This window comes from Sphingomonas sp. 8AM (genome assembly GCF_902506455.1).
Taxonomy (GTDB): Bacteria; Pseudomonadota; Alphaproteobacteria; order Sphingomonadales; family Sphingomonadaceae; genus Sphingomonas.
In genome coordinates this window covers 1,081,563-1,094,269 of the sequence record NZ_LR733844.1, presented here as the reverse complement: position 1 = coordinate 1,094,269, position 12,707 = coordinate 1,081,563, and the positions used below count along the sequence as shown (strand labels likewise).

At 65.4% G+C, this 12,707-nt stretch carries 11 protein-coding genes and 1 tRNA gene; 7 read left to right on the top strand and 5 right to left on the bottom strand.

Annotated elements, in window-relative coordinates; all coding sequences use genetic code 11:
* Positions 1-34 precede the first annotated feature (34 nt).
* Positions 35-108, top strand: a tRNA-Gly gene (locus tag BACI71_RS05450).
* A 730-nt stretch (positions 109-838) separates the two neighbouring features.
* On the opposite strand, the gene BACI71_RS05445 is transcribed toward BACI71_RS05450, so the two are convergent.
* On the bottom strand, positions 839-2,002 hold the full coding sequence (locus BACI71_RS05445; protein ID WP_159756067.1) for a hypothetical protein: 1,164 nt from the start codon (positions 2,000-2,002) through the stop codon (positions 839-841).
* Between the two features lie 206 nt (positions 2,003-2,208).
* On the opposite strand from BACI71_RS05445, the gene BACI71_RS05440 reads away from it, so the two are divergent.
* The gene (locus BACI71_RS05440) at positions 2,209-2,481 is read left to right on the top strand and encodes a BrnT family toxin (protein ID WP_159756064.1); all 273 of its coding nucleotides are present in this window, start codon (positions 2,209-2,211) and stop codon (positions 2,479-2,481) included.
* Positions 2,441-2,719: a BrnA antitoxin family protein gene (locus tag BACI71_RS05435; protein WP_159756061.1), complete on the top strand. Its 279-nt coding sequence runs from the start codon at positions 2,441-2,443 to the stop codon at positions 2,717-2,719. Before BACI71_RS05440 ends, BACI71_RS05435 begins: the two co-directional genes overlap by 41 nt.
* 513 nt (positions 2,720-3,232) lie before the next feature.
* On the opposite strand, the gene BACI71_RS05430 is transcribed toward BACI71_RS05435, so the two are convergent.
* Together BACI71_RS05430 and uvrA are read right to left on the bottom strand one after the other, a co-directional pair.
* Positions 3,233-4,075: a hypothetical protein gene (locus tag BACI71_RS05430; RefSeq protein ID WP_159756058.1), complete on the bottom strand. Its 843-nt coding sequence runs from the start codon at positions 4,073-4,075 to the stop codon at positions 3,233-3,235.
* A 20-nt stretch (positions 4,076-4,095) separates the two neighbouring features.
* Positions 4,096-7,005: an excinuclease ABC subunit UvrA gene (gene uvrA / locus BACI71_RS05425; RefSeq protein WP_159756055.1), complete on the bottom strand. Its 2,910-nt coding sequence runs from the start codon at positions 7,003-7,005 to the stop codon at positions 4,096-4,098.
* A 159-nt stretch (positions 7,006-7,164) separates the two neighbouring features.
* Here uvrA and BACI71_RS05420 point away from each other — a divergent pair, with 159 nt between their 5' ends.
* The 4 genes from BACI71_RS05420 (at position 7,165) to tal (ending at position 11,688) form a co-directional block, all read left to right on the top strand.
* Complete coding sequence (locus tag BACI71_RS05420) at positions 7,165-7,467, top strand: hypothetical protein (RefSeq protein WP_159756052.1); 303 nt, start codon at positions 7,165-7,167, stop codon at positions 7,465-7,467.
* Positions 7,468-7,650: 183 nt separating this feature from the next.
* A complete protein-coding gene (rpiA, locus tag BACI71_RS05415; RefSeq protein WP_159756049.1) occupies positions 7,651-8,328 on the top strand; it encodes a ribose-5-phosphate isomerase RpiA in 678 nt (225 codons plus the stop codon).
* Between the two features lie 70 nt (positions 8,329-8,398).
* Positions 8,399-10,468: a transketolase gene (gene tkt, locus BACI71_RS05410; protein ID WP_159756046.1), complete on the top strand. Its 2,070-nt coding sequence runs from the start codon at positions 8,399-8,401 to the stop codon at positions 10,466-10,468.
* A gap of 110 nt (positions 10,469-10,578) precedes the next feature.
* Positions 10,579-11,688 (top strand): transaldolase, encoded by a 1,110-nt coding sequence (tal, locus tag BACI71_RS05405; protein WP_159756043.1) that lies wholly within the window; start codon positions 10,579-10,581, stop codon positions 11,686-11,688.
* A gap of 66 nt (positions 11,689-11,754) precedes the next feature.
* On the opposite strand, the gene BACI71_RS05400 is transcribed toward tal, so the two are convergent.
* Complete coding sequence (locus tag BACI71_RS05400; RefSeq protein ID WP_159756040.1) at positions 11,755-12,144, bottom strand: acyl-CoA thioesterase; 390 nt, start codon at positions 12,142-12,144, stop codon at positions 11,755-11,757.
* The gene (locus BACI71_RS05395; protein ID WP_159756037.1) at positions 12,141-12,704 is read right to left on the bottom strand and encodes a DedA family protein; all 564 of its coding nucleotides are present in this window, start codon (positions 12,702-12,704) and stop codon (positions 12,141-12,143) included. Before BACI71_RS05395 ends, BACI71_RS05400 begins: the two co-directional genes overlap by 4 nt.
* Positions 12,705-12,707: the final 3 nt, after the last annotated feature.

Here is a 12,707-nt window from a genome sequence, read left to right as displayed (position 1 = left end):
CGCCGCCTTTGCCTCATGGCAACGGGATCGCCACGCGGGTGTAGCTCAATGGTAGAGCAGAAGCTTCCCAAGCTTACGACGAGGGTTCGATTCCCTTCACCCGCTCCATTAATAGCACATGTGCGCTTTGCGCCGTGTGCTGCCTTGGACTGGCAAGCACGCCGGTCCGACAATGGGCGGCTGTGCCTAGTTAGGGACGCCCGGCTAAACCTGTAGGGATGGGTCGGGAAAACCCTGACCTTCCTAACTTACCGGCAAAATCAACGGCTTAAGGCATGACAAATACCCTGATGTTATGATGATCTGATCATGTCCTTTTAGGGTGACAGATCGGCACCGCTAAGCTTCTGAATTCATTAGACATCATGTTTTCGGCTGTCTGGGATCAGGGTTAGGTCATGCCTCGAACATGATCGAAGAACGGCTGTTTTCTGCGGGTTTCCGGGTCGTTCTGAGGCAATGTCGGGAAGATCATGCTTTTCCCGCTACCAGCACCCACAATGGCGCTGCCAAGCCGCGTTTCGACCATTTGCCCACGCCCGCCGAAAAGCGCATCCGGGTGCATCAATCCGCATCACAGCGGCGCGCCAAATCCGCCCCCCTCCTGCCCTCGTGGAGACTGCGGCGCGCTGTTGCATCAAAAGCGACACGGAAAGCGGGCGGGCGCGGCGGGGAGGAAAGCGCGCTATTCGGGGTCGCAAGGTCGGCGGGGGGCTGGGTGCCGCAGGGGCGGCCGGCGCGCCGGGGGCGGCAGCGGGCGCATCCTTCTTGCCCGAGAACTGACCGCCGAGCGGGCCGTGGTCGCCGAAGATCGCCTTCTTGATCGCCCCGAAGATGCTCATGTCGCAAACGTTCCTGTGTCGTGGAAGGATGCGGGGGCAACGTCGGCGAACCACGAAGGTTCAGGCGGGGCGGCGGGTTCGGTCGCGTCGGTGGGCCAGCACGACGCGGCGCGCGCGCCGAACCACGCGTCGCGGTCGCGCGCGAGATCGGCGACCAGCGCGCCATCCGTATCCTCGGGCGGGTCGCCCATCAGCGCTTCCTCGGCCTCGGTCAGCGAGCGTTCGTAATCGGGGTCGGCGGGATCGCCTTCCTCGATGCCGAGGAAATCGGCGGGCGGCGGGAAGCAGGTGCGCCAGTCCTCCGCCTCGTCGTCCCACCACACCGGCTCGGCGGGCCCGGCCGAATGTTGCGAAAGTTGAGGCGCCGGCGGGGGTGCTTCCGGCGCGGGCGGGGCGGCGAAGGCGATCAGCCCGGCGGCCTCGGCGCGCGCCCATTGCTCGGCGGTCCAGTGCTGGCGCTGCGCGGGGTCGAGATCGGCGACCGGCACGTCGGCGGCGGTGGCGTGGCCGGTGCGCGCGAAGCGGTCCGCGGCGGCGAGCGCGTAGAGCGGGGCGAGCGCGGCGGCGTCGCCGTCGGCGGCGTCGCGTATGGGATCGAGCGCGCCGCTGCGCTGCGCGAGGAACAGCCCGGCGCGCGCCGCGCCGCCGCCGCCCGCGACGAGATCGAGATAGGCGTCGAACTCCTGCGCGACGAGCCGTGCGGCCTTCACGTCGGTGTCGGGGGCGGCCTCGACCTGCCGGTCGAGGCGGGCGAGCAGGCTCATCGCGAGGCGGTTGTCGTGGCGGTGGCGGGTGACCACGGAGCCGTCGGCGCGGGTGTAGGTGTCGGTCTGGCCGTCGAGCGCGCGGACCATCAGCGTCTCGGCGACGACCTCACGCGCGACGAGCGACGCAGCGCGCCAGCCGAGCGCGAACGCCGCGCCCTTGGCGGTGCGGCGGAAGGCATAGGCGGAGGTGGCGGACAGCCCGACGCACGCGCAGGCGGCGTCGACGCCGTGGCCCTCGGCGATCGCTTCGAGGAAGGCGCGCTGGTTGGTGGCGGACCAGCCGTCGTGGCGGCGGGATTGGGTGCTTTCGGTGAGGAGGGTGACGGATGGGAGCGGCGTCGTGGCGCGGCGGGCGGGGGCGGTGATGCCTTCCATCGGGGTCATGACGGTCATTGTGGTGCGCCTCCTGCGGAAAGGGTGCGGGAGGGTGGCTTTTGTTGGAGGGTGTAGGACAGCCCGCCGCGCAAGGCGGTAGCGGAGCTACCGGCGCGGCACCGTGCGGCGGGCTCGGCCGGCGGCGCTATGAGCGCCGTCCGACGACGCGGCTTTGCCGCGGCGGGCCATTGACCTTGCCGATTGTGTAGCTACATAATTGCGCGGTGGAGATCAGCTTCGACCCTGCCAAACGCGCGAAGACATTGGCCGAACGAGGGCTGGACTTCGCCGATGCCGGGCAGATGTTCGCCGGTTTGACGATGACGCGAGCCGATGACCGGTTCGACTATCCCGAACCTCGCTTCCAGACGTTCGGATTGCTGAACGAACGACTGGTGGTCGTGGTGTGGGCGGAGGTGGACGGACACCGCCGCATCATCTCGATGAGGAAGTGCAATGAGCGAGAGCAACACTGGTTCGCCCGGCAACTGGGTTGACCCTGACGACGCGCCGGAGTGGACGGAGGAGATGTTCGCGGAGGCGGAGGTGCGTCTCGGTGACGAGGTCGTCCGGCCGGGTAAGTGGCGCCCGGTCGGGCGTCCGCCGAGTGGTGATGTGCCGAAAAGGCAGGTAACGCTGCGGCTCGATCCCGAGGTGATCGAGAAGTTTCGCGAAGGCGGGCCGGGGTGGCAGGGGCGGATGAACGAGGCGCTTCGGAAGGCCGCGGGTTTGTGACTTAGCGTTTTTCGCTTCGCCTGTAATCTAAAAGGCTTAGCAAGTTAGTAAAATTCACCACACCCCAGCACTCCCTCATGGCGAGGCTGAGAAGCAGATAAAGCCAGAATCCCGATAGTAGCGAATCTGTCTCCTGCCCAAAAACATTTATTGATAAGCCCCCACCCGCCATTATCGCAACGTACGTTACCATTAGCATAATGACGAGTATGGCTAACTGAAAGCCGTATACGTAGTCTTCGGCGCGCCGATCGTTTCTGAAAAGGGCATCTCTAAGGTCGGCAGATTGGAGAAGTGTAGACGCCCGTGTAGTCCATGCCAGCGACATGCCAATTAGAATAGAGGATGCTGGGAAAAGCGCCTTCGCTGCAAACGTAAATGGGTCGGACTTGATAAGGAATGTAGCGACCGTGGCAATGGCGACATGAATCAGAAGAAAACCATTGACAATATTCTCCATGCCTCGGGGTGATCCGGGTTTGCGATGTATCAACCATTTCCAGAATGTTTGCATTACAAATCCACTGGGCCTCGAACCCTATGGTAAGCTCGCTTCGTAGCATCGAGTATTGACGAAAATACCGACTCGTGAGGTGACGGTTCAACGCGCTCTACCACCGGATTCCCTGACAGATGTACGCGCTTGGGCGGGCCACCCTCTCCCGTCCGTACGCTGGCGGACGCCTGCTCCCCATCCGCTGCGACAGCTTTGGCCACGTCCTCAATCAAGCCCTTATCGAGACTTTCTCCTTCAACCTCAACGCGTGTTTTTTCGCCTCCAGCCTCTTTGGTAAACTCCTTCGCAGGTCCCTGAATCAATCTGTCAACATCATGTGGATTCGGCCAAGTGACCGTGAAACTAAAACGAATGACCGCTTTTGCTTCCCGGACGGAAGAGATGAAGTCGATGGGATCCGGAATTGGTTCGACTACAATCTCGTAGTTTGACTCTCTGGCATAGGGCGCGGAATTTAGTAACTTGGCCAGTTTTCCGGCAATTTCACTCGAGCTTTGTGAAACGCCACCTTTGCGAATGATCCCGCAGGACTGAGTTTCTTTATCAAACACGCCGAGCGTGAACGGAGCTCGCATTGCCTCCTCTTCAACGAAGTTGTGCGTACTCAAATCAAACTGTGGTGTTGTGACAGCTTGCGTTCGACCCATGGCAAACCCGACACCGCTTTTGTCAATTTTTTCTACGTTTCCGATGTGCCACTCTGATCCTCTCCCAACATCCGCAGTCGGCTTCGACTCTAACGATCGTACAATGACAGACACAGGGTCGCTTGCCTCACGAAGAAAGTCGCCTTGCGGCATGCCTTCACATTTCACACGAAGTATATGGATGTAGAACATCGGCCCCTCCCAGGGCCAGATTACTCGGCCGCATGTTGCCTGTCATCATTCCTCGAAAGCAACGGTTGCAAATACTTCCCCGTAAAGCTACGCGGTTCCTTCACCACCTCCTCGGGCGTGCCTGCGGCGACGATCTCGCCGCCCTTCACGCCGCCTTCGGGACCGAGGTCGACGATCCAGTCGGCGGTCTTGATGACGTCGAGATTGTGCTCGATCACGACCACGGTGTTGCCCTGCTCGACCAGCGCATGGAGCACCTCAAGCAGCTTGCGGACGTCCTCGAAATGCAGGCCGGTGGTCGGTTCGTCGAGGATGTAGAGCGTGTTGCCGGTGGCACGGCGGCTGAGTTCCTTGGCGAGCTTCACGCGCTGCGCCTCGCCGCCCGACAGCGTCGTCGCCTGTTGCCCGACCTTGACGTAGCCGAGCCCGACCTCGACCAGCATCGCCATCTTGTCGCGGATCGGCGGGACGGCGGCGAAGAAGGACGCGGCGTCCTCGACGGTCATGTCGAGCACGTCGGCGATGCTGTGCCCCTTGTGCTTCACCTCCAGCGTCTCGCGATTGTAGCGCGCGCCGTGGCAGACGTCGCAGGTGACATAGACGTCGGGGAGGAAGTGCATCTCGATCTTGAGTACGCCGTCGCCCTGGCACGCCTCGCAGCGGCCGCCCTTGACGTTGAACGAGAAGCGCCCGGGCTTGTAGCCGCGCGCCAGTGACTCCGGGAGCCCGGCGAACCAGTCGCGGATCTGCGTGAACGCGCCGGTATAGGTGGCGGGGTTGGAGCGCGGGGTGCGGCCGATCGGCGACTGGTCGATGTCGATGACCTTGTCGAGATGCTGGAGACCGGTGATCTTGTCGTGCTTGCCCGCGAGGATGCGTGCGCCGTTGAGCGTGCGCGCCGCGGCGGCATAGAGCGTGTCGATCGTGAAGCTCGACTTGCCCGATCCCGACACGCCAGTGATGCAGGTGAAGGTGCCGAGCGGGATCGACGCGGTGACGCCGGTCAGGTTGTTGGCGGTGGCGTTGTGGACGGTGAGCTTCTTGCCGCTGCCCTTGCGGCGCTTGGCCGGGACCGCGACTTCGCGGGTGCCGTTGAGGTAATCGGCGGTGACCGAGGTCTTGCTCTTGAGCAATTGCTTGACGGTGCCCTGCGCGACGATCTGCCCGCCGTGGACGCCCGCGCCCGGCCCCATGTCGATCACGTAATCGGCCATGCGGATCGCATCCTCGTCATGCTCGACGACGATCACGGTGTTGCCGAGGTCGCGCAGCCGGCGGAGCGTGGCGAGCAGCATGTCGTTGTCGCGCTGGTGCAGGCCGATCGACGGCTCGTCGAGGACGTAGAGCACGCCCGACAGCCCGCTGCCGATCTGCGAGGCGAGGCGGATGCGCTGGCTCTCGCCGCCCGACAGCGTGCCGCTGGTGCGGTCGAGGTTGAGATAGTCGAGCCCGACGTTGTTGAGGAAGCCGAGCCGCTCGATGATCTCCTTCAGGATGCGCTCGGCGATCGCGCGCTGCTGGTCGCCGAGGTGGTTGGGGAGATCGGTGAAGAAGGCGAGCGCGTCGACCACGCTCATGCGGGTGGCGTGGCTGATGTTCTCGTTCGCGATCTTGACCGCCAGCGCCTCGGGCTTGAGCCGCGCGCCCTTGCAGACCTCGCAAGGCTGGCTCGACTGGTATTTGGACAGCTCCTCCTTCATCCACGCGCTCTCGGTCTGGAGCAGTCGGCGGTTGAGGTTGCCGATCACGCCCTCGAACGGCTTCTTGACGTCGTAGCTCTTCTTGCCGTCGATGAAGGTCAGCGTCACCGCCTTGCCCTCGGTGCCGTAGAGGATCTTGTCGGCGATCTCGGGGTGCAGCTCGCTCCACGGCGTGTCGAGCGAGAAGCCGAATTCGCGCGCGAGGCTGGCCATCACCTGCATGTAATAAGGCGAGGGCGGGTTGGACTTGGCCCAGGGGACGACCGCGCCCTTCTTGATCGACAGTTCGTGGTTGGGGACGACGAGGTCCTCGTCGAACACGAGCTTCTCGCCGAGCCCGTCGCACGCCGGGCAGGCGCCCTGCGGGGCGTTGAACGAGAACAGCCGCGGCTCGATCTCGGAGATCGTGAAGCCGCTGACCGGGCAGGCGAACTTCTCGGAGAAGACGATGCGGCCCGGGGGTGCGTGGTCACCGAGGACGACGCTTTCGGGGGTGCGCGGCTCGACCGGGTCGGCGGGGTCGATATAGGCGAGGCCGTCGGCGAGCTTGAGCGCGGTCTCGAAACTGTCGGCGAGGCGGGTGGCGGCGTTTTCGTTCACCGCGAGGCGATCGACCACGACCTCGATGTCGTGCTTGTACTTCTTGTCGAGCGCGGGGGCTTCGTCGATCTCATGGATCGTGCCGTCGATGCGGACGCGCGTGAAGCCCGCCTTCTGCCACTCGGCCAGCTCCTTGCGATACTCGCCCTTGCGGCCGCGCACGACGGGGGCGAGCAGGTAGAGCCGCGTGCCCTCGGGCAGCGCCATGACGCGGTCGACCATCTGGCTGACGGTCTGCGCCGCGATCGGCAGGCCGGTGACCGGCGAATAGGGCACGCCGACCCGCGCCCACAGCAGGCGCATGTAATCGTAGATCTCGGTGACGGTCGCGACCGTCGAGCGCGGATTGCGGCTGGTGGTCTTCTGCTCGATCGAGATCGCAGGGCTCAGCCCCTCGATATGGTCGACGTCGGGCTTCTGCATCAGCTCGAGGAACTGGCGCGCATAGGCGGACAGCGACTCGACGTAGCGGCGCTGCCCCTCGGCATAGATGGTGTCGAAGGCGAGGCTCGACTTGCCCGACCCCGACAGCCCGGTGATGACCGTCAGCGTATCGCGCGGGATATCGACGCTCACGTCCTTGAGGTTGTGCTCGCGCGCGCCGCGGACGGAGATCGTCGTCAATGCCATAAGGGAGTTTGTTCCATATCTGTTCGGCCGCGTCCAGCCCGGCGGCGAGCGCGCGATGTGGGGCGGGCGCCGCACTGCGGCAAGACGCACGACACGCACGACGGTTGCGGGGCGGCGGTGGTGTCTTATATGAATGTTACAGTCTGGAGGCGCGACGCGATGGCGAAGAAGAAGAAGGGCAAGCTGCCCAAGGAAGTGCTGGGGGTGAAGGTGCCCAAGGAGCTGCGCAAGGCCGGCGAGAAGCTGATCGAGCAGGTGCAGGGGCCGGCGGGCAAGCAGGCGCTGGCGGCAGTGGTCGGCGCGGTGGCGACCGCGGCGTTGACGCGCGAGGCCGCGAAGGCGGCGGAGCGGGGCGAGAAGGCTAACGGGGCGAAGCCGGAGGCGGCGCGCACCGAACCCGGCGAAGCGTTCGCGCGCGCAGCCGAGCTGCTGGTCGGCAAGATCTTCGCCCCGCGTTCTTGAGGGGCTCGGCGGGATCGGCCTAACTTCTGGATCGACAGCTTACCCACCTTCGTCGCCCCGGACTTGGTCCGGGGCCCCGCTTCTTCGTCGCGAGCGTGCAAGAACAAGCGGGATCCCGGATCAAGTCCGGGATGACGAAAGGAGCGATTGGTGCAACCGGGGCGGGGTTGATGCGCTAAGGTGATGATGACCCAGGACGACGACAAGCGGGCCGCGGCCGACGCGGCGGTGGGCGAGGTGCAGCGCGACATGCTGGTCGGGCTGGGCAGCGGATCGACGGTGCGCTTTGCGATCGAGGCGCTGGGGCGGCGCGTCGCCGATGGGCTTCGCGTCACCGCGGTGGCGACCAGTATCGACAGCGCCGAGCGGGCGGCGGCGCTCGGCATCGTCGTCCGCGACTTCGCCGAGGTCGCGCGCGTCGATCTGACGATCGACGGCGCGGACGAGATCGACGATCGGCTGTGGGCGATCAAGGGCGCGGGCGGGGCGATGCTCCGCGAGAAGATCGTCGCGGCGGCCTCGACGCGGATGGTGGTGATCGCCGACGCCTCGAAGCGCGTCGCGGCGATCGGTGCGGCCAGGCTGCCGATCGAGGTGCTGCCGTTTGCGCGCGCCTATGCCGTGGATCGGCTGGCGATGGTCGACGCGACGGTGACGGTGCGCAATGGCGTAACCGACAATGGCAATATTGTGCTCGACGCACGTTTCGCCGCCTTTCCCGACGCGCGGTGGCTGGCGGAGGCGCTGGACGCCACGCCCGGCGTGCTGGGGCACGGGCTGTTCCTCGACGAGGTGGATGCGACCTATGTCGCGGATCGCGGCGTCGTTACGCGACTGGAACGCGTGGACCTCAACGGTTAAGGGAAACGGGACTCGGCAACCGGCGTCGCGCCGGTGCGTTCGACCCCGTGACTCCCGACATGAGGATTGCATGACCGATACCGCCAGCTCGCCCGCCGGTTTCCACGAGGACGGCAGCCCGGAGCGGCTGCAGATCGACACGATCCGCACGCTGTCGATGGACGCCGTGCAGAAGGCCAATTCTGGCCACCCCGGCACGCCAATGGCGCTGGCGCCGGTCGGCTGGACGATCTGGACGCAGTTCCTCCGCTACGATCCCGCGCACGCCGACTGGCCGAACCGCGACCGCTTCGTGCTGTCGGTCGGCCATGCCTCGATGCTGCTCTATTCGTTGCTGTATCTCGCCGGTGTCGAGGAGATCGACGCGAGCGGCCAGAAGAGCGGCAAGCCGGCGATGTCGCTCGACGATATCAAGCAGTTCCGCCAGCTTTCGTCCAAGACGCCGGGCCACCCGGAATATCGCCACACCACCGGCGTCGAGACGACGACCGGGCCGCTGGGCGCCGGGTGCGGCAATTCGGTCGGCATGGCGATCGCCGAGCGCTGGCTGGCGGCGCGCTACAATCGTCCGGGCTTCGCGCTGTTCGACCATGACGTCTATGTCGTGTGCGGCGATGGCGACATGATGGAAGGCGTCTCCGCCGAGGCGGCGTCGCTGGCCGGGCATCTGAAGCTCAGCAACCTGTGCTGGATCTACGACAGCAACCAGATCTCGATCGAGGGCGATACCGATCTGGCGTTCGACGAGGACGTCGGCGCGCGCTTCCACGCTTATGGCTGGAACGTCATTCATGTCGATGATGCCAATGATATCAAGGCACTGACCGAGGCGCTTGAGGCGTTCCGTGAGGAAACCGAGGCGCCGACGCTGATCGTCGTCAAATCGGTGATCGGCTGGGGTTCCCCTCGCGCCGGCAGTGAGAAGGCGCATGGCGAGCCGCTGGGCGCCGAGAACATCGCCAAGACCAAGGAAGCGTATGGCTGGCCGGCCGAGGACTTCTACGTGCCCGAGGGCGTGAAGGAAGCATTCGGCAAGGCGGTGAAGGACCGCGGCGGCAAGGCGCGCGACGAATGGGTTGCGCTGTATGAGAAGTATCGCGGCGAACATGCCGAGCTGGCGGCGGAACTCGACCTGCTGCTCAAGGACGAGCTGCCCGAGGGCTGGGACAGCGAGATCCCGACCTTTGACGCCGATGAAAAGGGCGTCGCCAGCCGCGACGCGGGCGGCAAGGTGCTCAACGCGATCGTCAAGAAGGTGCCGTGGCTGCTCGGCGGCTCGGCCGATCTGTCGCCGTCGACCAAGACCGACATCAAGGGTGCGCCGTCGTTCGAGGCCGACAATTACGGCGGCACGAACCTGCACTTCGGCGTGCGCGAGCATGGCATGGGCGCGGTGGTGAACGGCATGGCGCTGTCGCACCTGCGCGCCTACGGCTCCACCTTCCTTGTCTTTCTCGATTATATGCGTGCGCCGGTGCGGCTGTCGGCGATCATGGAGATCGGATCGGTGTGGGTGTTCACGCACGATTCGATCGGCGTCGGCGAGGACGGACCGACCCACCAGCCGATCGAGCATCTCGCCACGCTGCGCGCGATCCCGGGACTCGACACGATCCGTCCCGGCGATGCCAATGAGGTCGCGGCGGCCTGGCGCGCGGTGATGAAGGATGCGAGCACCCCGGCGGCGCTGATCCTGTCGCGGCAGGCGCTGCCGACGCTTGACCGCAGCAAGTATGCGAGCGCTGATGGCGTCGAGAAGGGCGCGTACGTGCTGGCGGGTGGCGACGAGAGGCCGGACGTGATCCTGATCGCGACCGGCTCTGAAGTGTCGCTGGCGGTGCAGGCCTATGAGAAGCTGGTCGCCGAGGGTGTGAAGGCGCGGGTCGTGTCGATGCCGAGCTGGTATCGCTACGAACTGCAGGACGCCGCCTATAAGGAGAGCGTGCTGCCCAAGGCGGTCAAGGCGCGCGTTGCGATCGAAATGGCCGGGTCGCTCGGCTGGGATCGCTATGTCGGCTATGAGGGGCGGCAGGTCACGATGTCGACCTTCGGCGCGTCGGCGCCGCTCGCCAAGCTGGCGGACAAATACGGCTTTACGGTCGATAATGTCGTGAAGGTGGCGAAGGAAGTGATGGCGTAAACGTCGCCCCTGCGAAGGCGGGGGCCCATCACTATATCCATCAGCGTTGCCCTTCGTGGTGAGAGACATTGGCCCCCGCCTGCGCGGGGGCGACGAGTTTGGAGATCGGGATGAGCAAGCTACAGGACCTCAGCAACGCCGGCACCGCGGTGTGGCTGGACTTCGTCGATCGCAAGTTCCTCGAACAGGGCGGTCTCAAGAAGCTGGTCGACGAGGACGGGCTGACCGGGGTCACCTCCAACCCGACGATCTTCGAGAAGGCGATGGGTGCGGGCGACGCCTATGATGCGGGCTTTGCCGAGTTCGACAAGGCCAGTCCGGGTGCCGAGCCGATGGACCGTTATGAATCGCAGGCGATCAAGGACATCCAGGCGGCGTGCGATACGCTGCGCCCGGTCTATGACCGGCTGGACTCGAAGGACGGCTATGTCAGCCTCGAAGTGTCGCCGTATCTGGCGCTCAAGGGGCCGGAAACCGCTGAGGAAGCCGAGCGGCTGTGGCAGGCGGTCGATCGCCCGAACCTGATGATCAAGATCCCCGGCACCGACGACGGCGTGCGCGCGATCCGCGACACGATCGCCAAGGGGATCAACGTCAACGTCACGCTGCTGTTCGGGGTCGAGGCGTACAAGGCGGTCGCCTACGCCTATGTCGAGGGGCTGGAGGAGCGCGTGTCGAAGGACATGCCGATCGACCGGATCGCGAGCGTGGCGAGCTTCTTCGTCAGCCGGATCGACAGCAAGATCGACGACGCGATCGACGCCGGGAAGGGCGGCGACGAGGCGAAGGCGCTGAAGGGCAAGGTGGCGATCGCCAACGCCAAGCTGGCCTATGCCTGGTACCAGGAGTTCATCGCGTCGGATCGCTGGCAGAAGCTGGCGGCGAAGGGCGCGCAGCCGCAGCGCTTGCTGTGGGCGTCGACGGGGACCAAGAACCCCGATTATCCCGACACGCTGTATGTCGACCAGCTGATCGGGCCGGACACGGTCAATACGATGCCGCCGAAGACGATGGACGCGTTTCGCGATCATGGCACGGTGGCGCAGACGCTGACCGAGGGCGTCGACGAGGCGCGGCACGTGATCGAGGAACAGGCGCGGCTTGGGCTCGATCTGGATGGCGTGACCAAGACGCTGGTCGAGGAGGGCGTGGCGAGCTTTTCCAAGTCGTTCGACGATCTGATGAAGGTGATCGGCGAGAAGCAGCCGGCGAACGCGTGATGCTCGGGGGCGGGGGTTCATAGCGGCCTCCGCCTTCGTCATTGCTTCGCTACGCTCGCAATGACGCTACGCCTGAAACGGAGCGGCGATCTCTGGCGTGATCCGCAACAGCCGCCCGCTCGCGCGGTCGAGCAACGCCCAGGTCGTCACCCCCTCGACGCGTAGCTTGCCGTCGGTGCCGAGGAAGCGGAAATGGCGGTCGAAGCGCGCGCCGCGCGGTGGGTCCGGGACCCAGGTTTCGCCCGTAACTGTCTCACCTTCCACGACATTGCCGCGATAGTCGATGACGTGGCGGGTGATCATCCAGACATAGGCGGCCTGATGCGCGGGCGGCGCGATCTCCGCCCAATGCGCGACTGACAGCTCCTGAATCCAGCGCACCCAGACGGCGTTGTTGACATGGCCGAGTTCGTCGATGTCGGCGGGTTGCGCGGTGAAGGTCCGGGTAAAGGTCATGCGTGTCGTGCCTTGTACCAGCGCCAGCCGCCGAACGCGATGCCTAGGGCGATCAGCGCGCCGACCGTCGACCAGAGATGCCGGTCGGCGGCGATCCGGCCGAGCAATCGCTCGAAACCGTGCCCGAACAGGAAGCCGATCCCGGTGAACAGGATCGCCCAGCAGGTCGCCGACACACCGTTGACGATTGCGAAGCGCCGCGCCGAGACGTTGGTCGAGCCGATCGCGATCGGGCTGACGGTGCGCAGACCATAGAGGAAGCGGAAGGCGAAGATGAACGCGGTAGGATGGCGCTCGAACACGGCGACCGCGCGCGCGAAGGCGGGCCTGGCGCGCGCGGCGGCGATCCATCTGTGGTCGCGGAAGTGCCGGCCGGCGTAGAACCACGCCTGATCGGCGGTGTAGGAACCGAGCCCGGCGGCGAGCATCGCCAGGGGCAGCGACAGCAGCCCCTTGTGCGCGAGGATGCCGCCCGCCACCACCGCGGCCTCGCCCTCGAGCGCCGCGCCGGCGAACAGCGCGGCGAGCCCATAGCGCGCGACGATCGCCTCTATCGTCATGCG

What these genes read in the sequence shown, in the direction of transcription:
- BACI71_RS05445 (WP_159756067.1), bottom strand. Translation starts at nt 2,002, where the DNA reads ATGACCGTCATGACCCCGATGGAAGGCATCACCGCCCCCGCCCGCCGC.
- BACI71_RS05435 (WP_159756061.1), top strand. Translation starts at nt 2,441, where the DNA reads ATGAGCGAGAGCAACACTGGTTCGCCCGGCAACTGGGTTGACCCTGAC.
- BACI71_RS05430 (WP_159756058.1), bottom strand. Translation starts at nt 4,075, where the DNA reads ATGTTCTACATCCATATACTTCGTGTGAAATGTGAAGGCATGCCGCAA.
- uvrA (WP_159756055.1), bottom strand. Translation starts at nt 7,005, where the DNA reads ATGGCATTGACGACGATCTCCGTCCGCGGCGCGCGCGAGCACAACCTC.
- BACI71_RS05420 (WP_159756052.1), top strand. Translation starts at nt 7,165, where the DNA reads ATGGCGAAGAAGAAGAAGGGCAAGCTGCCCAAGGAAGTGCTGGGGGTG.
- rpiA (WP_159756049.1), top strand. Translation starts at nt 7,651, where the DNA reads ATGATGACCCAGGACGACGACAAGCGGGCCGCGGCCGACGCGGCGGTG.
- tkt (WP_159756046.1), top strand. Translation starts at nt 8,399, where the DNA reads ATGACCGATACCGCCAGCTCGCCCGCCGGTTTCCACGAGGACGGCAGC.
- tal (WP_159756043.1), top strand. Translation starts at nt 10,579, where the DNA reads ATGAGCAAGCTACAGGACCTCAGCAACGCCGGCACCGCGGTGTGGCTG.
- BACI71_RS05400 (WP_159756040.1), bottom strand. Translation starts at nt 12,144, where the DNA reads ATGACCTTTACCCGGACCTTCACCGCGCAACCCGCCGACATCGACGAA.
- BACI71_RS05395 (WP_159756037.1), bottom strand. Translation starts at nt 12,704, where the DNA reads ATGACGATAGAGGCGATCGTCGCGCGCTATGGGCTCGCCGCGCTGTTC.